This window comes from Tenacibaculum sp. XPcli2-G (assembly GCF_024124505.1).
GTDB lineage: Bacteria > Bacteroidota > Bacteroidia > Flavobacteriales > Flavobacteriaceae > Polaribacter > Polaribacter mesophilus.
The window spans coordinates 515,570-537,763 of record NZ_JAMXSH010000001.1; the positions used below are offsets into that span (position 1 = coordinate 515,570).

The 22,194-nt window shown below is 32.2% G+C and carries 21 protein-coding genes, 1 tRNA gene and 1 CRISPR repeat array; of the genes, 11 read left to right on the forward strand and 11 right to left on the reverse strand.

Annotated features, from left to right (window positions below; translation table 11 throughout):
• The first annotated feature begins 14 nt into the window (after positions 1-14).
• Positions 15-2,624, forward strand: a complete 2,610-nt coding sequence (gene mutS, locus NH341_RS02300) for a DNA mismatch repair protein MutS (RefSeq protein WP_173359013.1) — start codon at positions 15-17, stop codon at positions 2,622-2,624.
• Positions 2,625-2,632: 8 nt separating this feature from the next.
• Here mutS and folE read toward each other — a convergent pair whose 3' ends face one another.
• Entirely contained in the window at positions 2,633-3,292 is a 660-nt protein-coding gene (gene folE / locus NH341_RS02305) for a GTP cyclohydrolase I FolE (protein ID WP_253055609.1), read from the reverse strand.
• Positions 3,293-3,304: 12 nt separating this feature from the next.
• Positions 3,305-3,706: a MerC domain-containing protein gene (locus NH341_RS02310; RefSeq protein WP_253055610.1), complete on the reverse strand. Its 402-nt coding sequence runs from the start codon at positions 3,704-3,706 to the stop codon at positions 3,305-3,307.
• Between the two features lie 79 nt (positions 3,707-3,785).
• Here NH341_RS02310 and NH341_RS02315 point away from each other — a divergent pair, with 79 nt between their 5' ends.
• From NH341_RS02315 to NH341_RS02325, 3 genes are all read left to right on the forward strand, one after another.
• Positions 3,786-4,163 carry a Fur family transcriptional regulator gene (locus NH341_RS02315; RefSeq protein WP_159488636.1) on the forward strand — a complete coding sequence of 126 codons (378 nt, stop codon included), beginning with the start codon at positions 3,786-3,788 and terminating at the stop codon, positions 4,161-4,163.
• 71 nt (positions 4,164-4,234) lie between these two features.
• On the forward strand, positions 4,235-5,569 hold the full coding sequence (locus NH341_RS02320; protein ID WP_073182322.1) for an MATE family efflux transporter: 1,335 nt from the start codon (positions 4,235-4,237) through the stop codon (positions 5,567-5,569).
• A 24-nt stretch (positions 5,570-5,593) separates the two neighbouring features.
• Positions 5,594-6,361 carry an enoyl-CoA hydratase/isomerase family protein gene (locus tag NH341_RS02325; RefSeq protein ID WP_167712630.1) on the forward strand — a complete coding sequence of 256 codons (768 nt, stop codon included), beginning with the start codon at positions 5,594-5,596 and terminating at the stop codon, positions 6,359-6,361.
• Positions 6,362-6,438: 77 nt separating this feature from the next.
• Here NH341_RS02325 and NH341_RS02330 read toward each other — a convergent pair whose 3' ends face one another.
• Both NH341_RS02330 and NH341_RS02335 read right to left on the reverse strand, forming a co-directional pair.
• The gene (locus NH341_RS02330) at positions 6,439-7,308 is read right to left on the reverse strand and encodes a sterol desaturase family protein (RefSeq protein ID WP_253055611.1); all 870 of its coding nucleotides are present in this window, start codon (positions 7,306-7,308) and stop codon (positions 6,439-6,441) included.
• A 265-nt stretch (positions 7,309-7,573) separates the two neighbouring features.
• Positions 7,574-8,461: a GyrI-like domain-containing protein gene (locus NH341_RS02335; protein ID WP_253055612.1), complete on the reverse strand. Its 888-nt coding sequence runs from the start codon at positions 8,459-8,461 to the stop codon at positions 7,574-7,576.
• Positions 8,462-8,598: 137 nt separating this feature from the next.
• Here NH341_RS02335 and NH341_RS02340 point away from each other — a divergent pair, with 137 nt between their 5' ends.
• The 3 genes from NH341_RS02340 (at position 8,599) to NH341_RS02350 (ending at position 10,239) form a co-directional block, all read left to right on the forward strand.
• Positions 8,599-8,973, forward strand: a complete 375-nt coding sequence (locus NH341_RS02340; RefSeq protein WP_253055613.1) for a lipocalin family protein — start codon at positions 8,599-8,601, stop codon at positions 8,971-8,973.
• A 3-nt stretch (positions 8,974-8,976) separates the two neighbouring features.
• On the forward strand, positions 8,977-9,522 hold the full coding sequence (locus NH341_RS02345) for a hypothetical protein (protein WP_253055614.1): 546 nt from the start codon (positions 8,977-8,979) through the stop codon (positions 9,520-9,522).
• A 267-nt stretch (positions 9,523-9,789) separates the two neighbouring features.
• The gene (locus NH341_RS02350) at positions 9,790-10,239 is read left to right on the forward strand and encodes a 6-carboxytetrahydropterin synthase (protein ID WP_047788002.1); all 450 of its coding nucleotides are present in this window, start codon (positions 9,790-9,792) and stop codon (positions 10,237-10,239) included.
• A gap of 31 nt (positions 10,240-10,270) precedes the next feature.
• Here NH341_RS02350 and pth read toward each other — a convergent pair whose 3' ends face one another.
• From pth to NH341_RS02365, 3 genes are all read right to left on the reverse strand, one after another.
• Entirely contained in the window at positions 10,271-10,837 is a 567-nt protein-coding gene (gene pth / locus NH341_RS02355; protein WP_082118604.1) for an aminoacyl-tRNA hydrolase, read from the reverse strand.
• Positions 10,838-10,974: 137 nt separating this feature from the next.
• Positions 10,975-11,550, reverse strand: a complete 576-nt coding sequence (locus NH341_RS02360; protein WP_047788000.1) for a 50S ribosomal protein L25/general stress protein Ctc — start codon at positions 11,548-11,550, stop codon at positions 10,975-10,977.
• A gap of 21 nt (positions 11,551-11,571) precedes the next feature.
• Complete coding sequence (locus NH341_RS02365) at positions 11,572-12,513, reverse strand: ribose-phosphate pyrophosphokinase (protein ID WP_047787999.1); 942 nt, start codon at positions 12,511-12,513, stop codon at positions 11,572-11,574.
• 111 nt (positions 12,514-12,624) lie between these two features.
• Between NH341_RS02365 and NH341_RS02370 the strand changes: the two genes are divergently transcribed.
• Positions 12,625-12,708 (forward strand) — tRNA-Leu (locus NH341_RS02370).
• A gap of 136 nt (positions 12,709-12,844) precedes the next feature.
• Here the strand turns inward: NH341_RS02370 and NH341_RS02375 are convergent.
• On the reverse strand, positions 12,845-13,543 hold the full coding sequence (locus NH341_RS02375; protein WP_253055615.1) for a S24/S26 family peptidase: 699 nt from the start codon (positions 13,541-13,543) through the stop codon (positions 12,845-12,847).
• Between the two features lie 111 nt (positions 13,544-13,654).
• Here NH341_RS02375 and NH341_RS02380 point away from each other — a divergent pair, with 111 nt between their 5' ends.
• From NH341_RS02380 to NH341_RS02390, 3 genes are all read left to right on the forward strand, one after another.
• Positions 13,655-13,915 carry a hypothetical protein gene (locus NH341_RS02380; RefSeq protein ID WP_253055616.1) on the forward strand — a complete coding sequence of 87 codons (261 nt, stop codon included), beginning with the start codon at positions 13,655-13,657 and terminating at the stop codon, positions 13,913-13,915.
• 136 nt (positions 13,916-14,051) lie between these two features.
• Positions 14,052-15,890, forward strand: coding sequence for a hypothetical protein (locus tag NH341_RS02385; RefSeq protein ID WP_253055617.1), 1,839 nt, complete (start codon positions 14,052-14,054; stop codon positions 15,888-15,890).
• Between the two features lie 426 nt (positions 15,891-16,316).
• Positions 16,317-16,505: a hypothetical protein gene (locus NH341_RS02390; protein ID WP_253055618.1), complete on the forward strand. Its 189-nt coding sequence runs from the start codon at positions 16,317-16,319 to the stop codon at positions 16,503-16,505.
• 1,068 nt (positions 16,506-17,573) lie between these two features.
• Here the strand turns inward: NH341_RS02390 and NH341_RS02395 are convergent.
• The 3 genes from NH341_RS02395 to cas1 form a co-directional block, all read right to left on the reverse strand.
• Positions 17,574-17,729 carry a hypothetical protein gene (locus NH341_RS02395; protein ID WP_253055619.1) on the reverse strand — a complete coding sequence of 52 codons (156 nt, stop codon included), beginning with the start codon at positions 17,727-17,729 and terminating at the stop codon, positions 17,574-17,576.
• A gap of 1,501 nt (positions 17,730-19,230) precedes the next feature.
• Positions 19,231-20,871: direct repeats of the CRISPR family, unit length 46 nt; unit sequence GTTGTGAATTGATTTCAAATTGTATTTTTACGTGAGCAATCACAAG.
• Positions 20,872-20,929: 58 nt separating this feature from the next.
• Positions 20,930-21,268: a CRISPR-associated endonuclease Cas2 gene (gene cas2, locus NH341_RS02400; RefSeq protein WP_253055620.1), complete on the reverse strand. Its 339-nt coding sequence runs from the start codon at positions 21,266-21,268 to the stop codon at positions 20,930-20,932.
• On the reverse strand, positions 21,265-22,155 hold the full coding sequence (gene cas1 / locus NH341_RS02405) for a type II CRISPR-associated endonuclease Cas1 (RefSeq protein ID WP_253055621.1): 891 nt from the start codon (positions 22,153-22,155) through the stop codon (positions 21,265-21,267). Before cas1 ends, cas2 begins: the two co-directional genes overlap by 4 nt.
• Between the last annotated feature and the right edge of the window lie 39 nt (positions 22,156-22,194).

The following is a 22,194-nucleotide window of genomic DNA, read 5'->3' on the forward strand; positions in this document are numbered from 1 at the left end:
AAAAATCTAGAAACTTGGCAAAAACAAAGGCAAAAAAGGTAACTCCATTAATGCAGCAGTATAACGGAATCAAGGCAAAATATCCGGATGCGATGTTATTATTTAGAGTAGGCGATTTTTATGAAACCTTTGGAGAAGATGCGGTAAAGGCATCAGAAGTTTTAGGTATTATTTTAACCAAAAGAGGAAGTGGCAGCGAAAGTGAAACAGCATTGGCAGGGTTTCCGCACCATTCTTTAAATACGTATTTGCCTAAGTTAGTAAAATCTGGATTGCGTGTTGCTATTTGTGATCAGTTAGAAGATCCAAAAATGACTAAGAAGATTGTGAAACGGGGAGTGACGGAATTGGTAACTCCTGGAGTTGCGTTGAATGATGAGGTGTTACAATCAAAATCAAACAACTTTTTAGCAGCCGTTCATTTTGGGAAAAAGCTATTAGGAGTTTCGTTTTTAGATGTGTCAACTGGAGAATTCCTCATTGCACAAGGAAATGAAGAGTACATCGATAAGCTTTTACAAAACTTTGCGCCAAGTGAAGTTTTGGTAGAAAAAAAACACAAGCAACGATTTTTAGAAGCTTTTACAAATCGTTTTCATGCATTTTATTTGGATGATTGGGTGTTTCAAAAAGATTATGGAGATGAATTACTTCGAAATCATTTTAAGGTAAAAACGTTAAAAGGATTTGGAGTTGAAGAGTTAGAATATGGAATTGTGGCAGGTGGTGCAGCAATGTACTATTTATCGGAAACACAACACAACAAAATAGAACACATACAATCTATTAGCAGAATTGCGGAAGATAATTATGTGTGGATGGATCGCTTTACCGTAAAAAACTTAGAGTTATACGGAGGTAATTCTGTGAATTCGGTTTCGTTATTAGATGTAATCGATAAAACGATTTCTCCAATGGGAGGGAGATTGTTAAAACGTTGGTTAGCGCTTCCGTTAAAAGATTTAGACCAAATTCAGCAGCGACACGAATTAGTGAAGTTTTTAATTGATAACGATACTTTTTCTGAAACTGTAACCTACCAATTAAAACAAATTTCTGATATCGAACGATTGATATCGAAAGTTGCGACAGGAAAAGTATCTCCAAGAGAAGTCATCTTGTTAAAAAATTCGTTAAAAGCGATTCTTCCGATAAAAGAATCCGCAGAAAGCAGCGAAAACGCTGCCGTTAGGTTATTAGGAGAAAAAATTAATACTTGTGATGAATTAATTGATAAAATTACCGAGACTGTTTTAGAAGAAGCCCCTGTAAACATCAATAAAGGAAATGCGATTGCAAACGGAGTTTCAGAAGAGTTAGATGAATTGCGTAACATTTCAAACTCTGGAAAAGAGTATTTAGATACGATGCTAGCTCGTGAAACGGAACGTACAGGGATTCCGAGTTTAAAAATTGCGTTTAATAATGTTTTTGGATACTATATTGAAGTTAGAAATACGCACAAAGATAAAGTTCCTGAAGAGTGGATTCGTAAGCAAACTTTAGTGAATGCAGAGCGTTACATTACCGAAGAATTAAAAGAATATGAAGCAAAAATTTTAGGAGCAGAAGAGAAAATTCAGCAATTAGAAACGGAGATTTTTGCCAAGTTAGTACAGTACATTATAGGCTTTGTACAACCAGTACAACAAAATGCTCAAAATGTAGCTAAGATTGATGTGTTGCAATCTTTCGCAACCTTAGCTACCGAGAATAATTATGTGCGCCCTTTGATGGACGATAGTACCGATATTGAAATCAAAAATGGTCGCCACCCGGTTATTGAAAAACAATTACCAATAGGCGAAGAATACATAGCGAACGATGTGGTGCTGAACCGTAATCAGCAACAAATTATCATGATTACAGGTCCTAACATGTCGGGTAAATCGGCAATTTTACGTCAAACAGCTTTGATTGTATTATTGGCACAAATGGGAAGTTATGTTCCTGCTCAAAATGCTCGAATAGGTATGGTGGATAAGATTTTTACCAGAGTAGGTGCGAGTGATAATATTTCGATGGGAGAGTCGACATTCATGGTTGAAATGAATGAAACTGCATCGATCTTAAATAATATTTCAGACCGTAGTTTGGTGTTGTTAGATGAAATTGGAAGAGGAACGTCTACTTATGATGGAATTTCTATTGCTTGGGCGATTTCAGAATACTTACACGAACACCCATCGAAAGCAAAAACACTATTTGCAACGCATTATCACGAGTTAAACGAAATGACTTCCACGTTTGAACGTATCAAGAACTTTAATGTATCGGTAAAAGAGCTAGATAATAGTATTATTTTCTTACGTAAGTTAGTAGCTGGAGGAAGTAATCATAGTTTTGGAATTCACGTGGCGAAATTAGCAGGAATGCCAAGTATGGTAATTCATAGAGCAAACAAAATTCTAAAAGAGTTAGAAAACTCACATTCACACAAGGAGGTAAAAGAAACCTTGAAAGAAGCACAGCATGAAGATATGCAAATGAGCTTTTTTCAGTTAGATGATCCGTTGTTAGAAGATATTCGAGAAGAAATTTTAACTACAAACATCGATACACTAACACCTATTGAAGCTTTAATGAAGCTGAATGAAATAAAACGAATGTTAACGAAGAAGTAATTGGTTAATTATTCTCTATTTTCAAACTCACAAATTTTAAAAAACTCATTACGAACAGCTAAATCATTAAAACTTCCTCCGTACTCAATAGTTGTTGTGTAACTATTCTTGTCTTTAATTCCGCGAGAAGAAACACATAGGTGCTTTGCATTCACCAGTACAATTACATCTTCCGTTTCCAAAGTTTCTTGTAAATCTGTTAAGATTTGTAAACATAATCGCTCTTGTACCTGTGGTCTGTGTGAATAATAATCTACTAAACGATTAATTTTCGAAAGCCCGATAACCCTATTTTTTGGAATATAACCAATATGTGCATAGCCACTAATAGGAAGAAAATGGTGTTCACATGAAGAATCGATAGTAATGTTTTGTTCCACTAACATTTTACTATAACCGTATTTATTATCAAAAGTAGAAACTTTGGGTTTATTAGCTGGGTTCAATCCATAAAACAACTCTTTAACATACATTTTAGCAAAACGATAAGGTGTCCCAGACAAACTATCATCTGTTAAATCCAAACCGAGCTCCTCCATTATTTTTGCAAAATGACCTTGAATATTTACAATCTTTTCTTCGTCTGATTTATCAAAAGCGTTTGGTGTTAAAGGTGTTTTAATATTTGTTAAAATGTGATTATCACCTATGTAATCATGCTTGTTCATTACTTAAACTATTTAATTATTAGCGCAACAAGTGTTGTTTGCACATTGACAATACTTTCTATTATATATATGTAGAAACACTAAACCTAATGATGGTACATAAATACTTTCTTCAGGTAATTTCATGGCTTGTGTATATTCGTTTAAAATGATTATAAATAAAACCAAAAACGTAATCCAAAGAGCATACTGCATCCATTTTTTTGAAGTAGTTTGAACGGATTTTTGAATAGCAAAAAATGAAATGACTAGAAATAAAACGTCTATACTTTTCCACCAAAAAGGAACTGCTTCATGACTACAACAAGCAGCATGAGATTGTATAACAAACAGAAAAGGTGTAAATACGCAATGTACCAAACATAGACCGCTCGACAAAGCTCCTAATGTATCTGATTTTTGTTTGAGTACCATTGATTTTCTTAATTTAGTATTTTGAAAAGCAAAAGTACGTTATTTTTTTAATTGCAACAATGTTGCATTAATTAGTTTTATGGGAGTTATTAGGAAAACAAAAGCAGTAAAAAAATTATTAAGCTTATTTGAGTCTGGAGTCTCAGCAATTGCTGCTGTTGATTTAGTAAGTAAATTAAATGACGAAATGAATAAAACTACGGTTTATAGAGTTTTGGATCGTCTGGAAAACGATGGCGTTATACATTCTTTTATGGGGAAAGAAGGTGTAAAATGGTATGCTAAATGTACTAGTTGTTCTTCGCATCATCATAATGATATACATCCTCATTTTCAATGTACTGACTGCAAAAAAGTAACATGTTTATCAGTTGATATTTCAATTCCTCAGGTTGAAAATCATATCATAGAGAGTGCTACTGTTTTTTTAACAGGTAAATGTGAGATTTGCTCTTAAATAACATTAATAAAACAATACACTGCAATTTCATTTTCCAACTTCAATAATAGTTATTTTTGTTAACTATTATGCAACACAACATTAGTTTTAAACACATAAATAAATTAGCAATGCCTGCATTAATTGCAGGTGTTGCTGAACCGTTACTTTCTACCACAGATTTAGCCATCGTAGGTAACATTGAGCACAATGCTACCGAAAGTATTGCTGCGATTGGTATTGTAGGGGCTTTTTTATCCATGTTAATTTGGGTATTTGGGCAAACACGTAGCGGAATTTCTTCTATCGTTTCTCAATATTTAGGAGCTGATAAACTTGACGAAATAAAAAACCTACCAGCACAAGCTATTGTTATTGTGTTAGGAGTAAGTGCGCTTATTTTAGGAATCAGTTACCCTTTTGCAAAAGAAATTTTTGAGTTGTATAATGCTTCAGGAACCATTTTAGACTATTCTGTTTCGTATTACAAAATTCGTGTTTTCGGATTCCCGTTTACGCTTTTTACGATTGCTGTTTTTGGTACGTTTAGAGGGTTGCAAAACACGTATTATCCGATGGTAATAGCACTCATAGGTACGTTTATTAATATAGGGTTGGATGTTGTATTGGTATATGGAATAGAAGGCTTGATTCCTGCAATGCATATTCAAGGTGCAGCCTATGCAAGTGTTGTAGCACAAGCTACTATGGCAATAATTTCGGCGGTATTATTGTTAAAGAAGACAGATATTCCATTAAGGTTCAGCCTGCCTCTTAATGCTGAAATACCAAAGTTTATAAACATGGTTTTAAATTTATTTGTGCGAACTATAGCGTTAAATGTTGCTTTATATTTTGGTACTTCCTATGCTACTGATTATGGCGACGCTTATATCGCAGCTTATACGATTGGTTTCAATTTATGGCTTATGGGCGCTTTTATGATTGACGGCTACTCTTCTGCAGGAAATATATTATCAGGAAAATTATTAGGAGCAAAAGCATATAAAACCTTAGTCATGTTAGGAAATCGATTAATTACATACGGATTCCTTTTCGGACTCTTACTCACAGTTGTAGGTTTTGTTTTATATCAATTTATAGGAAAAATATTCACGAAAGAACCTGAGGTTTTAAAACAATTTTACAATACTTTTTGGATTATTTTACTCATGCAGCCTGTATGTTCAATCGCTTTTATTTATGACGGAATGTTTAAAGGTATGGGAGAAATGAAGTACTTACGAAACGTTTTATTATTAGCAACAGGATTCGTATTTGTCCCAACCTTATTATTTTTTGATTCACTAGATTATAAACTGTATGCTATTTGGATTGCTTTTTTCCTGTGGATGATTGCTAGAGGAACTCCATTAATTATAAAGTTTAGAAGAAAGTTTTTACCACTTGCTCAAAAAACGTAATTTTGAGCAAACAACAATAAACAAATGACTACAACTAGAGAAAACGGAAGTTTATATACACATATTGAAAATAAGATTGCTACGGTTGAATTTGGGCATCCAGCAAGTAACTCCTTTCCAAGTGTGTTATTAGAACGTTTAGCAAATGAATTTGATAAGCTTTCAATTAATAATGAAGTTTCAGTAATTGTACTAAAATCAGAAGGAGAACGAGCTTTTTGTGCTGGAGCTTCTTTTGATGAATTGGTAGCAATTGATAATTTAGAAGATGGGAAAGCTTTTTTCTCAGGATTTGCGAATGTTATTAATGCGATGCGACGTTGTTCGAAGCTAGTTGTTGGTAGAGTACAAGGAAAAACTGTGGGTGGTGGAGTTGGATTAGCAGCTGCTTGTGATTATGTATTAGCTACAGAGCACGCTTCTATTAAACTTTCTGAGTTTACGATAGGTATTGGTCCGTTTGTAATTGCTCCTGCCGTAGAACGCAAAATAAGCGTAAGCGGATTGGCAGAGTTAACCTTAGATGCAACGAGCTGGAAAAATGCGTATTGGGCGAAAGAAAAAGGGTTGTATGCGCGTGTTTTTGAAACACAAAGTGAATTAGATAAAGAGGTTGAAATCTTATCAGAAAAATTAGCTTCGTATAACCCAGAAGCATTGGTTGAAATGAAAAGAGCGTTGTGGATTGGAACGGAACACTGGGAAGAACTGTTAATAGAACGTGCAGAGACTTCTGGAAAGCTTGTTTTATCCGAGTTTACCAAAAAAGCCTTAGAAAAATTTAAGAAGTAAAAAAGTACGGTATTAGGTATAAACTTTAAACTAACTAATACCGTTCGTTCCAAATATATAGTAAGCTTAAGCTGAACTTATTTACTTTTAAAATAATCAGGCTTCCAAATTAGGTTTCCAAAAATTATTTTTAGCTTATGTTTTAGTGTTTTACATCTTTTTACTTCTTTGTAAATATTAATATATTCTATAAAATTAATTTTAATAGGGTTGTTAGTTTTTATATTCTTTGTAAGCCCATAAACTACTTTTTCTTGTTCTCTTTGAAATGTTCCAAAAAGTTTATCCCATATAATAAAAACACCTCCGTAATTTTTATCTAAATATTTTCGGTTAGATCCATGATGTACTCTATGATTGGATGGTGTGTTGAATATTTCATCTAACCACCCTAACTTACCAATTCGCTCCGTATGAATCCATGTTTGAAATTGTGCGACTAATATTAACCCTACAATAGCCTGAAATGGTGAAAAACCTATCAGTACCATCGGTATTAAAAAAGACCACTCAAACAATCCTTCTACAATACTTAATCGCATAGAAATAGTTAAGTTATAATCTTCTGAAGAATGGTGAACACTATGGCTAGCCCATAATATTCGATGTTCATGCTCTAAACGATGCATCCAATAATACGTTACATCTGCTATAATAAAAGCCAGGATCCATGTATATACATTACTAGGAATCGTTATTGGTGTTATCCAATGAAAAGGCATTAAACAAATTACACCAATCGATCCTATAATTGTTTTTTCTATAAGTTGATTCATAAAAAAAATAGATATATTGGCTAAGGTATCTTTCCATTTTCTCTTTTTTCTAAACAGCACATCAATAATTATTTCTAATACTATTAAACTTGTATTAAATAAAAAAAAGTAACCGATATACAACATGATTGTAGACTCTTCAAAAAGTGATATTAATTTAGCAAAACTCATTTCTTAACTTTTTTAGTTATGTATTCAGGAATAGGACAAGAAAACCAAAATAGAATTGTTTCCTTGAGAAAAGCCAATTATACAAGCCCAGAAGAAGATAAAAATCTATGTACTAATACTTGTGTAATTTGTAACTTTTCATGTGTTTTATTTGTTTAATAACACAAAAGTAGGCTGGAAAATGTAGGTGTGTTTGTTTATTTAGGACAAAGAGGAAGTATAAATTTCAAAGAAAAAATATTAATTTTTATTTGTTGGTTTTGCGTTAAACAATAGGAATGTAAATTTCTGTTATTAATTCTTCTTGAGGAGTATTTTTATCGTCATTTAAATAAAACTCTAAAATTGGTGCGTCCGAAAACTCTAATTGTATATCATACATCCAATGTGAATAAATTGTATTGTATGTTTCAAAACAGCTTTCATGACTTCCTTTATGAACAAACTTGGCATATTTTTGAGAAGTAACTTCTTTAACTTTAAACATTCCTTTAACTTCAATTTTTTGTACTTCTGTAAGCATAATCCCTGCATTATACCTACAATTAACAAATTCTGTTATTTCATCATCATCCAAAATTTCACCAACAATAATAGTTTTATCAGTTAATAAATCATGCTTATCAGCATACTTTAAAAGCTGTTTCCATGTTCTTTCAATCCCTTTTATATCTTCATAAGTTCCTTGATATTGTAAATACAACATTTGAAATGATGGTATAATTTCAATTTCAAATTGTAATAAAGAATCATTTTTTTTATTAGGTTCTTCTAAAATTTGATTCGTAATTTTTTGTTGAAATGTATAAGAGCTTTTAAAGCTAGAAGGTGTACAGCGAAAATGTTTTTTAAAAGCTTTACTAAAAGCTGCCACATCACTATACCCAACTTCTAGGGCAATATCTGAAATTTCAATATCTGAAAATTTTAAATACTGTGCAGCTTTTTCTAGTTTTCTTCTTTTAAGAAATTGACCAATAGTTTCATGTTGTAACGCTAAAAATATTCTATTAATATTTCGATAAGAGTAAAAGGAAATATCTTCTATTTCATGTGTGTGAATTGATGTTTTAAAACGCTTTTCTAAAAAATCTAACAACTTATTATATCGCTCTATTTGTGTTGAGTTTTTCATTTGTGATGCTTTATCCATCAAAATTACAATAGGTTCTTACTTTATAGTTTGTCTATTTACGACAAAAGGTAATAAAATAATCATTGTCTTAAATAAACAAACTCACATTTTACTTGCCTTATACTTTTACCTGGAATTTAATAACCACTTGTAATATGTATCGAATTGTTTTACTTGTCATCTTGTTTTTAATATCTCTATCTCTTTTTTCTCAAAAAAGTCTAAAATCTAAATTAATTGGAAAATGGCGCATTCAAAACTATGAGGTATTTGGTGAAGTGCATCAACCTTCTTTAAAAGAGAGTAATGATTATATCTTATTTAAAACTAACATGTTTTTTGAAGCCTTCTCTGAAGGATATCATGATAAAGGAACTTGGAGACTAAACGGGGAGACTAAAATATCTCTGATAGTAGACAATAATGAAATTTTAGATGCTACTGTATTACAAATTACCTCAGATTTTTTAACTATAAAGTACAACACTAAAGAATTAAACCACATTATTTTTCACTATAAAAAACAATAAAATATGCGCTGCTTATTTTGGTTGATTTTTTTTGTTAGCTTCGTTCATGCTCAAAACCCTAGCATAAGTAATAAAAAAGCCCCAACAACCATTCATATACTTTCTTACAATACTGTTTTTAGTAAACACTATAAAGGATTTAAAATAAAATACTCTGAGTTTTCAGATACAGAGGAGGATTTTATAATTCCAACTGTATTTTCATTCAATAACTATCAATTAAAACCCAACCTTTTAAAGAATAAGGGGTATAAAAGTTTTAATCAGTTTTTATTAGGAGCTGGTTTAGATGGGTTTATTAAATTTTACAAAGGTATTTATGTAGGTGTTGGTATAAATGTTCCTTTTGGATATGAAACAACTAGGGGTCTGAATAACGAAAAAAAATCCAAACTCTTAATTGGGCTTGAATCTAAACAAGGAATAAGGTTAATTCCTTGGGAAGAGCTAGGTATAGTTTTAGGTATAAATTACAAACAGCATTTTATCAATTCTAATGTATTAAATAAAGAATTTAACCTTGAATTGGAGTTAGGTGTTAATTTTTAAAGATTTTATTCTCTAGAGAGTGAAAAAATAATAACATTTAAAATCAAATTCGTACTTTCGGCGAATAAAAGTAAAATATTATGGGTGGAGATTATTTATTTGCCATTTTAGCGGCGGGTGTAGCTGTAGTTTATTTCTTTAATAAATACAGAGCAAACAAAAAGTTTAAAAGAAAATAAGAGTCAATACACATCTTTAGTTGTCATTTAAGGCAGGTTAAAAGAGAAGTAATTTTTTAAGTTTATTTCACTTTAGAGATAGATATTTATGAGTAAGATTCGAATTACCAAGCAGTTTACTTTTGAAACTGGACATGCGTTGTATGGTTATGATGGAAAATGTAAAAATGTTCATGGGCATAGTTACAAGCTTTCGGTTACAGTGATAGGCTCTCCAATTACTGATACATCCAATGTGAAGTACGGAATGGTAATTGATTTTGGAGATTTAAAGAAGATTGTAAAAGAAGAGATTGTAGATGTATTTGACCATGCTACGGTATTCAATAAGAATACTCCCCATGTAGAGTTAGCTAAAGAGTTAAAAGACCGTGGACATCATGTTATTTTAGTAGACTATCAACCAACAAGCGAAATGATGGTGATTGATTTTGCTAAGAAAATTCAAAAAAGGCTTCCAGAAAACATAAAATTACATGGCATTAAGCTACAAGAAACAGATACTAGTTTTGCTGAGTGGTATGCTTCTGATAATTAATTTTTGAATAAGTTAACGGTGTAAAACGTAATTATTTTCCGTTAAACTCATTCATGGTATTAGCTAAACCAGCTGTAATAAAAGAAGTAACCGCTTTTACAGAAAAAGGAATACGCTCAATCATTGCGCTTTCCTCATCAGGATTCCATTTGCCTAAAACGTAATCTACTTGACGACCTTTACTATATTCAGCTCCTACACCGAAGCGAAAACGAGGATAAGCACCTGTATTAAACTTATCTTGGATGTCTTTTAGACCGTTATGTCCGCCAGAACTTCCTTTTCCTTTGATACGAATTTTTCCAAAATCAATATTTAGGTCATCAGTAATAATTAACAAGTTTTCAACTTGAATGTTTTCTTTTTGCATCCAGTATTTAACCGCTTTACCACTTAAATTCATATAAGTATTAGGTTTTAAAACAAGTACTGTTTTACCCTTAATTTTAAGTTTAGCTATATCTCCTAACTTTTCGGTTTCAAAAGAGCCTTCATGCTCTTTAACAAAAGCATCTGCGATTTTAAAACCTATATTGTGACGTGTATTGTCATATTTTTCGCCAATATTACCTAAGCCTACAATTAAAAATTTCTTCATAGAATCGTCTTCTTTATCTGTTAATTGTTTTGTAGAAAAACCAAATAATTGTTTAAAAAAAGGTGTAATAATCATACATCAAAAATAAAAAAAGCGCTACACATGGTAACGCTTTTGTATGATTATTGTTTTGCAGTCTATGCTTCAGCCTCAGCTGCTGCTTTAGCGGCGTTACGAGACATACGAACTTGAGCAACCACTGTGTTATCTGGGTGTAATAATGTATAGTTGTCATTCTTTAACTCAGTAACATATAATTTATTACCAATTTCTAACTCAGTAATATTAGCTTCAATAAAATCTGGTAAGTTAGCTGGTAATGCTTTTACTTTTAATTTACGTAAGTTGTGACGTAAAGCACCACCTACCATAACACCTTTAGAAGATCCTACTAAACGTACAGGAATATCCATAGTCACAGCCTTGTCTTCAAATAATTGGTAAAAGTCTACGTGTAAAATGCTATCATTTACTGGGTGAAACTGTATGTCTTGTAATACAGCGCTATATGTTACACCATCTAATTCAATCGTAGCAGTAAATACGTCTGGAGTATATACTAATGGCTTGAACGATTTTTCTTCAGCTGAAAAGTGAACAGGCTTGTCTCCTCCGTATAATACGCAAGGAACCTTTCCAGCATTACGTAAGGCTTTTGTTGCTTTTTTACCTACGCTTTCTCTTTGAGATCCTTTGATTGTAATTGATTTCATTACTTTGTTTATTAAATTTATTTACATTAAAAACTTATCGCTAATAGATGTATTGTCTTGAACTTTATGCATCACATCAGCAAATAAAGCGGCGCAAGATACAACTTTTATTTTAGAAATACTCTTTTTTAAAGGAATTGTATCTGAAACGATTAGCTCTGTCAACTGTGAATTTTGAATTCTTTCGTAGGCATTTCCTGAAAGAATTGGGTGTGTACAAATAGCACGTACACTTTTTGCACCACGTTCCATCATTAAATCGGCTGCCTTTGTAAGTGTTCCTCCTGTATCAATCATGTCATCAACAAGAATTACATTTTTACCTTCTACTTCACCAATGAGTTCCATATGAGCAATTACATTGGCTTTTTGACGCTGCTTGTAGCAAATAACAACATCACTTTCCAAGTATTTGGAATAAGCATAAGCTCTTTTTGAACCTCCCATATCAGGAGAAGCAATCGTTAAATTATCAAGCTTTAAACTTTTAACATATGGTAAAAAAATTGTAGAAGCATATAAATGATCTACTGGCTTTTCAAAGAAACCTTGAATTTGATCAGCATGTAAATCCATGGTCATAATTCTAGTTGCACCTGCAGTTTCTAATAATTTAGCCACTAATTTAGCGCCAATTGCTACACGAGGCTTGTCTTTTCTGTCTTGACGAGCCCAACCAAAATAAGGCATTACAGCGGTAATATGTCTTGCCGATGCACGTTTTGCAGCATCACACATTAATAACATTTCCATTAAGTTATCAGTAGAAGGAAAGGTTGATCCAACGATGAAAACTCTTCTTCCTCTGATTGATTCTTCAAAAGCTGGTTGGAATTCACCATCACTAAAATGTGTGGTAATTACATTTCCTAGTTTGGTTCCGTAGGCACTGGCAATTTCCTCTGCTAGTTCAATACTTTGTGAACACGCAAAGATTTTTGGGCTTAATTGATTTGTAGCCATTTACAAAAAAATATTTTTAGTTAGTGTTGTTGTTGGGGCAAAAATAAAACTATTTTAAGAGTTTAAAAGATATTTTAAATGAAATATTTTATAGATTTGCACTCACCAAAAGCCAAAGTGGTGGAATTGGTAGACACGTCGGATTCAAAATCCGATGCTCGCAAGGGCGTGTGGGTTCGAGTCCCACCTTTGGTACTAAAAATCAATTATATAGATGTTAGTCAGCATTTTTGTAATTGGTTTTTTTTATGCCTTTTTTGTAATAACAGGTACTTTTAAAGGTACTCTTTTTTATTTTAAAACTTAGTTTAAATACTTTAATTGTAGTAAATTATCTTCTTCTTGAACGTTTTATGTCTACAATATTAAATATTCCCGCTAAGTCATTCATGTAAACTGTTTGGTCTTCATAGTAAGGATTAAGACTTTTTAGTATCAATTTACCATTTGAAACATCATGTTCAATAATTCTTTTTACTAAAATTCCTTCAGTTTTATGAACAATGATAAAATCCCATTTATGAATGTGTAGTTTACTTGTCCAATACTCATTTCTTACTTCTCTCCCCAAAAGTAAATCACCTTCTAATATACTTTCTCTTGGGTTATCACACTCCATACTATCTCCAACAACTTCAAATGTAAGATAGTTTCCTTTATATTCTCTATCCACTTCCCATGGAATTTTAGGTAGCTCTTCTATATATTCGTCGTCTTCCCAATCAGATAAAAAACCAGCTCTAGCCCTTTTACTTATCAATGGAACTAATTTAAATTGCCCATATTCTATCCATTTTGCATCAGTACTGTTTACCTCCATTTTCCCTGTTTCAGCTATCAACCATGACAAGTTTAAATCTTTATAAACATTTGTAATTGTTGCTAAAAAGATGTCAGAGATTGAGCTATTTAATTTATCAGAATCAAGAAAACCTCTTTTAATACCAGTATCTCTGTAAAATTTAGCTTTACTAATACCTTTAGTATCAAGATAATGCTTTAATCTTTGTTTTGAAGAAGCGAAAATCATCGTTATAAATTTTAAAAAAGCGAAAATTATCGTTATGTTTACGCTCTGAATTTCGACGAATTTACAAAAAAAAAGGTATAAATGCGTGGAAATTCGTCATTTAATTAATATATGCTACAAAATAACTTGACATTAACGATGCAACACTTCGGAAAATTAACGGCTTCCGAAAGAGAGTTGTTTTTGTCTGTTATTATAAATGAAGATGTAAAACCAAAAGAAAAACCTACAAAAAGCAAAGAAAAGCATAAATATGATGAAGAATATTTCTATCAATTATTGAAGAAAAAGCATAATGAAGAAGTAAGACAGCGATTAAAAAAACGCAAAAAGCGCAAAAACACCACAGCGATAAGTAAGCACTTATTGTAAGTAGCTCACAACATTCAGGTTGTGGGTTACTTTTTTAAAGCAAAAAACGGTTAGCTGTCACTAACCGTTTAAAAAATTGCTATGAAAAAGAAAAAAATTCTGCAAGGACGCAGAACCTTTTAAGAACCTCGAAGATATGAAAAAAAATAATACATCGCTCACAGCGATAGGATTGTACAATCAAAAAGTACATGAGTATTTACAAAACACAACGTTGGATGCGATAACCCAACTGGCTATCAAGCTATTTAAAGACAATGCGCAGCGCAATAAGCTAAACAATGCGCAATACAACAAAGCCGTAGAGGAATTTAATACCCAACATGGTTATTTGCTTTTAAAAAAGGGAAAAGACTATGAAAAAGCGATAAGTAAACACTACAACTATATCAACTATCCCTTTTTAGATAGAACCGCTATGAAAAGTACGATGGATAACTACCGTCAATATGTACATAGCTATAATCAGCAAGCTGTAGAGTACAACAAAACGATAACCGAGTATAACAAAACGGTTATAGTTCCTAATACTCCAACACTAGCCCAACAAGTTGCAGACTTTACAAAGAAACACCATAGCGAATTTGCTACTAACTACAACAAAGAGGTAGCAAAATTCAATGCGCAAAAAAACGCAAACTATATCGCAAAAAAGCGCAAACCAACTATCAAGTACACCACGGAGCTTTTATTTAATGTCTTGGTAGGCTTTTACATCGCCCAATTAAAACAACGCAATTCATATCTCTTAGAAATGAATCGTCCAACCAGTGTATTAAAAAATGCCTTACCAAAGCTAACTATAGACCACCGTAAATTAGCAACACATACCATCGCAGAGATACCAAGACTTGCTATTTGCAAAAAGACAGCGCAAAACCACATTAAACGCCTTAGAGAAGCCAACATCTTAATCAACTATACATATACCAACCAATACAAACCCATAACGGTTAATTTCCACCCTGAAATCCTAACAATTTTAGACGGAAATCCACCAAAACCCAAAAGAATTGAAAACCAATTTTTTAAACAGGAGAACTGGAAAGAATTACCAGATAATAATGATACTACTAGAACCTTTTTATTAAAAGAAAAAGAAATAAAAGACTGTGTAAGTAACACAGGATTTCAAAAGGAAGAATTTACATGTCCTGCGGACGGCTTCTACAAGAACACCACAGTGATAAGTAAGAAAACAACCACTCGCCCGCGCCAAGCTTCCGAAGCAGTCAAAGCCCTATTGCCTGATTTTTTAAAACAAAAAAAAACGAGCCAAGGCACAAACAGTCCACTTACACATAATTTTTTAGCACGATTGCAAGACGATAGAGAACTAGCGCAAGAACTAGCAGACGGTGTGTATGATAATTACAAAGGATTGCGTTATGACTATTTGCAAAAAATAGAACTCTATGCCAATGTAACGACTGAAGAATTTAAGGCAATTTTACTACAAGATTGTATCAAAACATCTGCAAAACTTTGGAAACAGCACAATGTCTATGTAGGCGAATGGAAAAAAGCCATCAATTACCTAAACAACGAACTATTTACAAATATCACTCAAAAGACAACCCTAATTCAAAAACTCAAAGAATACCGTTGGAAACTGGAGTTTGCCCGCAAGTGGTTTATCAAATCACAAGTAACCGCATTGTATCCCTCATTGTACTTTGATAAAACACGTACCCAAACCCATGAGATAGGCTTTTTCGGATTACACAAAGTATGGAAAACCCATGTGAAGTATCAGAAACAAAAGGCAATAGAAAAAGCGCAACAACAAACGCAAGAAAACGCAAGAAAACGCAAAGCGACCTATCAAAAGAAAATTACAACAGCCATCAAGAAATATGAAAAAGGCAATTATACGGCAAAACAGCTATATACCTATGTACAAACCAACCTACCACATAGCTATCTGTCAGTATTGCCAACTATGATACACTATAATCATCAAAACAGAACTTAGATGCAAGTTAGTAACAATCAATGAAAGAATCTCTAAAAAGGAAGAATTACATAGTTGCTGTAAACGTATTTTAGGACGACACACACTAAAAAAAAGCGCAATGACAAACGCAAAAAAACGCAAAAACATTTTTGGGTATCTATATAAGCATTTAAAATCAACACATAAATATCTGTTTAATAAATAGATGTTTTTAAAATAAGATAAACGCAAGAAAGCGCAATTTTACGCAAAATTGTAAATAATACCTCCTTAAATAGTTGTAACTAATTTGTTAGTAGTTGTTTAGGAGTAAGGGTAAGATGTTTTTGATGAGTTTTATCGAGATCACATGACATACACACGCAAAAAACGCAAAAAAGAAACGCAATAACCAATTTATCAATGGTGCTAACACCATTATACACAGTATTTAAAACATAATTAATGAACGCAATTTACAGTAAAAAGAAACTTTTCGAGAAGTATTATTACTTACCTGAAAGAGAAATGCGAGTAACTATTAATGAGATAATAGCAGATACTCGTGATTTACCTATTGAGGTTGCTAAACATAAAAAGAAGTTACGCCCTAGTGAGGTTAAACAGTTTTTAGAGGTGTATGATTTAATGTAAAAAGAGATAAAAAATTAACCCTTTATCATCCTAATATAGTCAAAATAAGAATTAACAAAAATTTGTTAAGTAGCTGATTACTAGATACTATTATTGATGTTTTTCACGATGTTATAAGTCAAGAAACAATAAATCTCAGTAACTTTACGTTAATAACCACTAACCAAGATGTACAGACGATTACGGGGGCGTAGGTTGCTGTGCGTGAAGAGAATTGGGTATCCATGTTTTGGATGCTCTTTTTTGTTTCCAAACTACTTTATCTATTAAAATAATAAAAAATAATCATGAATATATAGTATTGTAAGTCTATTTGTATTTTTATGTGAGCAATCACAAGGATACGTAATGCCTACTTATTAGAAATGAAGTTGTGAATTGATTTCAAATTGTATTTTTACGTGAGCAATCACAAGCTCTGTTTTTCAATTAGATATTGACGCATTGTTGTGAATTGATTTCAAATTGTATTTTTACGTGAGCAATCACAAGAGGTTACAAAAGATATGGAATTCAGCGGGTGTTGTGAATTGATTTCAAATTGTATTTTTACGTGAGCAATCACAAGGGAGTTGGAGAATTGTTAAGTGATTTATGCGTTGTGAATTGATTTCAAATTGTATTTTTACGTGAGCAATCACAAGGGAGTTGGAGAATTGTTAAGTGATTTATGCGTTGTGAATTGATTTCAAATTGTATTTTTACGTGAGCAATCACAAGAAACCGCCTTTAGATGGATTTGCAGATGGTGTTGTGAATTGATTTCAAATTGTATTTTTACGTGAGCAATCACAAGCTAGTTATTGTATATATATTACTTACATTAGTTGTGAATTGATTTCAAATTGTATTTTTACGTGAGCAATCACAAGTGAGGATTTTAAAACTGCTCTAGATGTTACGTTGTGAATTGATTTCAAATTGTATTTTTACGTGAGCAATCACAAGCCAAAGAAAAGTAGTAGAAGATTTAAACAAGTTGTGAATTGATTTCAAATTGTATTTTTACGTGAGCAATCACAAGGTTAAATATCTTTTCTTTATATCCATTTCTGTTGTGAATTGATTTCAAATTGTATTTTTACGTGAGCAATCACAAGTTTCTTTTGCAGCACCAAAAAGTACTGGTAGTTGTGAATTGATTTCAAATTGTATTTTTACGTGAGCAATCACAAGTGTTAACTTCCAGTACACCAAATCAGCATAGTTGTGAATTGATTTCAAATTGTATTTTTACGTGAGCAATCACAAGAGTTGTTGGTTACTTCTGTTGAAGTAACAAGTTGTGAATTGATTTCAAATTGTATTTTTACGTGAGCAATCACAAGTGAGGAAGTTATTGTGCCGTCTTTAAAAAAGTTGTGAATTGATTTCAAATTGTATTTTTACGTGAGCAATCACAAGTACCGTCAGGATTTTGAGCATTAAGCCCGTGTTGTGAATTGATTTCAAATTGTATTTTTACGTGAGCAATCACAAGTACCTAATACTTATTATAAAATAAAGTTTAGTTGTGAATTGATTTCAAATTGTATTTTTACGTGAGCAATCACAAGAGACGCTAGTTTTTGTTGTGCAGTACCTAGGTTGTGAATTGATTTCAAATTGTATTTTTACGTGAGCAATCACAAGAAAGTAAACACTAGTTTATTAAGATTAATTGTTGTGAATTGATTTCAAATTGTATTTTTACGTGAGCAATCACAAGTACCGTCAGGATTTTGAGCATTAAGCCCGTGTTGTGAATTGATTTCAAATTGTATTTTTACGTGAGCAATCACAAGTACCTAATACTTATTATAAAATAAAGTTTAGTTGTGAATTGATTTCAAATTGTATTTTTACGTGAGCAATCACAAGAGACGCTAGTTTTTGTTGTGCAGTACCTAGGTTGTGAATTGATTTCAAATTGTATTTTTACGTGAGCAATCACAAGAAAGTAAACACTAGTTTATTAAGATTAATTGTTGTGAATTGATTTCAAATTGTATTTTTACGTGAGCAATCACAAGTTTTTATTAAAAAACAAGAAATGGCTTTAAGTTGTGAATTGATTTCAAATTGTATTTTTACGTGAGCAATCACAAGCTCTGTAGCTATAAGAATTAACGGAAACTTGTTGTGAATTGATTTCAAATTGTATTTTTACGTGAGCAATCACAAGTATTTACCTATTAAAATCTCTGTCCTTTTAGTTGTGAATTGATTTCAAATTGTATTTTTACGTGAGCAATCACAAGTGGCGGTTACTCCTGCCGATATTCCATGTCGTTGTGAATTGATTTCAAATTGTATTTTTACGTGAGCAATCACAAGTATATATATTTAATTTTAACAAGTTTTACGTTGTGAATTGATTTCAAATTGTATTTTTACGTGAGCAATCACAAGTATTTGTAAGTTTAAACGCTCATCGGAATCGTTGTGAATTGATTTCAAATTGTATTTTTACGTGAGCAATCACAAGTTATAAGCCCCATGATTGAATTGCATTATAGTTGTGAATTGATTTCAAATTGTATTTTTACGTGAGCAATCACAAGGTAATGGAGAACTTGTTATATGTTATGTGTGTTGTGAATTGATTTCAAATTGTATTTTTACGTGAGCAATCACAAGCTTTGACCAAATTCCAGATATATCTTTTTAGTTGTGAATTGATTTCAAATTGTATTTTTACGTGAGCAATCACAAGGTTACACAGACCGCAGTGGCATGAGGTTGTGTTGTGAATTGATTTCAAATTGTATTTTTACGTGAGCAATCACAAGTAACACAAAGCGGTTTTGACATAAATGCAGGTTGTGAATTGATTTCAAATTGTATTTTTACGTGAGCAATCACAAGGCGTCTTGTAACTTAGTGTATTCTTCTTTTGTTGTGAATTGATTTCAAATTGTATTTTTACGTGAGCAATCACAAGTGCTTTTTCAATAACTTCTATAGCTTCTTTGTTGTGAATTGATTTCAAATTGTATTTTTACGTGAGCAATCACAAGGAAAATGAATAAGTTAGTTCTTTAGGTGATGTTGTGAATTGATTTCAAATTGTATTTTTACGTGAGCAATCACAAGTCTATTGTTGTAATTAAGCCCTCCCATGCAGTTGTGAATTGATTTCAAATTGTATTTTTACGTGAGCAATCACAAGAGCCGAAGCAATATCAAATTCATCCGACACGTTGTGAATTGATTTCAAATTGTATTTTTACGTGAGCAATCACAAGTAGGTAATACGTTTCTTAGCCATAACGGCAGTTGTGAATTGATTTCAAATTGTATTTTTACGTGAGCAATCACAAGGCATTAACAAAAATACCACCAGAAAAAGAGTTGTGAATTGATTTCAAATTGTATTTTTACGTGAGCAATCACAAGATAACCTAACTCTTTAAAAACTGTGTTTACGTTGTGAATTGATTTCAAATTGTATTTTTACGTGAGCAATCACAAGTGCTAACTCGGAATTATTAACAGGGGTGTCGTTGTGAATTGATTTCAAATTGTATTTTTACGTGAGCAATCACAAGTAAATTGGGTTCAAGAATATTACAATACCCGTTGTGAATTGATTTCAAATTGTATTTTTACGTGAGCAATCACAAGTTATAAAAGATACTTCCCCAGTCCCTTGTAGTTGTGAATTGATTTCAAATTGTATTTTTACGTGAGCAATCACAAGATATTTATTGAAGCTAAGTAAAATGTTTTAGTTGTGAATTGATTTCAAATTGTATTTTTACGTGAGCAATCACAAGTAGGAGCGGATGCAACTATAAACGAATCTTGTTGTGAATTGATTTCAAATTGTATTTTTACGTGAGCAATCACAAGTCAGGATTAATTTCGTTAATTACTCGTCCTGTTGTGAATTGATTTCAAATTGTATTTTTACGTGAGCAATCACAAGACACTACAGGAGGTTTACGATTATAATTATGTTGTGAATTGATTTCAAATTGTATTTTTACGTGAGCAATCACAAGTTAAAGTTAATGTTGTCTAACATTTCTTTTGTTGTGAATTGATTTCAAATTGTATTTTTACGTGAGCAATCACAAGCTTTTAGCAGGTGCCTCAACAATAGGAAAAGTTGTGAATTGATTTCAAATTGTATTTTTACGTGAGCAATCACAAGTTACAACATAACATGGGCGTATGACGTTCAGTTGTGAATTGATTTCAAATTGTATTTTTACGTGAGCAATCACAAGCGTTAACTGTTGCCATTATTTTGTAATTAAGTTGTGAATTGATTTCAAATTGTATTTTTACGTGAGCAATCACAAGTTGGCGTTAACAGTCAAACAATGACTACTAGTTGTGAATTGATTTCAAATTGTATTTTTACGTGAGCAATCACAAGGTAAATGTTTAAAACCTCCTATTTTAGGGAGGTTTTTGCATTCAACAGAATTTTAAACTTAGAACAATTCTAATTGCTGTACAGGAGTTGGCTTTGGAATTTCTTTTCTACCATGAAAAATCTCCATCATTCCAAATTGCTTATCGGTTATTTCAAAGACACATACTTTACCATACTTTGGTAGTGAACTTTTTACCCTTCTTACATGTACTTTACTGTTTTCTCTACTGGGGCAATGGCGCATATAAATAGAAAATTGAAACATAGTAAACCCATCATTTAACAACTTTTTTCTAAATACATTGGCAGCCTTTCTTTCTACTTTGGTTTCGGTTGGCAAATCAAACAAGACTAGTATCCACATAACTCTGTAGGCATTATAACGGTTCTGACTCACGATAAACTAGGGTATAAAATAGTGCGCCTTTCTCCTATAAAGCATTTATACAAGCTAGCTGTAGTCGTTGTTACAGCCACCATAAGAGGGCGTATTTTTGCATCAATCAAAACATCTTCAGTAGCTATTTGCAATAGGTGTGCTTTGGCTTGTTTACTTAAAGCATCTTCTGTTGGATGTTTTGTAATATATTCTAATACAAGTTTATCTACAAAAGGGCGGTAAGGTTCCATTATATCATCAGCTAAACAATACGGATTATATTTATTCTTATGAAAAATGCCTTGTGCTGGTAACATACCGCTACTTACAATAGCACGTGCTACAATACTACGTAAAACAGCATATCCAAAATTTAAAAAATTATTTGGGACATCTCCAAAGCGCTCTCGTTGAAAATCGGTTAGTATGTATTTCCAATAATGGTTGGCCGCTTTTCCTTCCATATTTGTTTCATCTCCTGAAGTAATTTTTTCTAAATAGCTATCCATTGCCTCAAATGGACTATTATTTTGTTGTAAAAGCTGCTTTTGATTTTCTATTTTAGAAATTACAGTTTGTTTCCAAAGTTGTTTTTTTAAGGGTATGGAACTTTTTAATTGGTATCGCCAACGTTCGGTAAGTTCAGAATGTCCTACCATGGGTTGCATGAGTCCGTTTGGCAAATGATGATTATCGCAATGAATTAATGCAACACCGTTCCCCATTAACTGATTAATAAGTTGAGTAGATATAGTAATCTGATGATGGTCTAACATTAGCAACGCCATATCTTCAATAGACACTGTACCTATTGGTTGTTTGGTTTCTGGGCACGCGACAACTAACTGATTGTGTTTTAGCTTTAAATATGCCGGATTGCCTATGTAAATGGTTCTTTTTAGCATAACGGTTTGATTTTAATAAAAAAGCCCATATATATATAT

Bases quoted from the DNA above. Each gene is read 5' to 3' on its own strand.
- folE (WP_253055609.1), bottom strand. From the start codon at position 3,292: ATGAACAAGCATGATTACATAGGTGATAATCACATTTTAACAAATATT.
- NH341_RS02310 (WP_253055610.1), bottom strand. From the start codon at position 3,706: ATGGTACTCAAACAAAAATCAGATACATTAGGAGCTTTGTCGAGCGGT.
- NH341_RS02315 (WP_159488636.1), top strand. From the start codon at position 3,786: ATGGGAGTTATTAGGAAAACAAAAGCAGTAAAAAAATTATTAAGCTTA.
- NH341_RS02320 (WP_073182322.1), top strand. From the start codon at position 4,235: ATGCAACACAACATTAGTTTTAAACACATAAATAAATTAGCAATGCCT.
- NH341_RS02325 (WP_167712630.1), top strand. From the start codon at position 5,594: ATGACTACAACTAGAGAAAACGGAAGTTTATATACACATATTGAAAAT.
- NH341_RS02330 (WP_253055611.1), bottom strand. From the start codon at position 7,308: ATGAGTTTTGCTAAATTAATATCACTTTTTGAAGAGTCTACAATCATG.
- NH341_RS02335 (WP_253055612.1), bottom strand. From the start codon at position 8,461: ATGGATAAAGCATCACAAATGAAAAACTCAACACAAATAGAGCGATAT.
- NH341_RS02340 (WP_253055613.1), top strand. From the start codon at position 8,599: ATGTATCGAATTGTTTTACTTGTCATCTTGTTTTTAATATCTCTATCT.
- NH341_RS02345 (WP_253055614.1), top strand. From the start codon at position 8,977: ATGCGCTGCTTATTTTGGTTGATTTTTTTTGTTAGCTTCGTTCATGCT.
- NH341_RS02350 (WP_047788002.1), top strand. From the start codon at position 9,790: ATGAGTAAGATTCGAATTACCAAGCAGTTTACTTTTGAAACTGGACAT.
- pth (WP_082118604.1), bottom strand. From the start codon at position 10,837: ATGAAGAAATTTTTAATTGTAGGCTTAGGTAATATTGGCGAAAAATAT.
- NH341_RS02360 (WP_047788000.1), bottom strand. From the start codon at position 11,550: ATGAAATCAATTACAATCAAAGGATCTCAAAGAGAAAGCGTAGGTAAA.
- NH341_RS02365 (WP_047787999.1), bottom strand. From the start codon at position 12,513: ATGGCTACAAATCAATTAAGCCCAAAAATCTTTGCGTGTTCACAAAGT.
- NH341_RS02375 (WP_253055615.1), bottom strand. From the start codon at position 13,543: ATGATTTTCGCTTCTTCAAAACAAAGATTAAAGCATTATCTTGATACT.
- NH341_RS02380 (WP_253055616.1), top strand. From the start codon at position 13,655: ATGCTACAAAATAACTTGACATTAACGATGCAACACTTCGGAAAATTA.
- NH341_RS02385 (WP_253055617.1), top strand. From the start codon at position 14,052: ATGAAAAAAAATAATACATCGCTCACAGCGATAGGATTGTACAATCAA.
- NH341_RS02390 (WP_253055618.1), top strand. From the start codon at position 16,317: ATGAACGCAATTTACAGTAAAAAGAAACTTTTCGAGAAGTATTATTAC.
- cas1 (WP_253055621.1), bottom strand. From the start codon at position 22,155: ATGCTAAAAAGAACCATTTACATAGGCAATCCGGCATATTTAAAGCTA.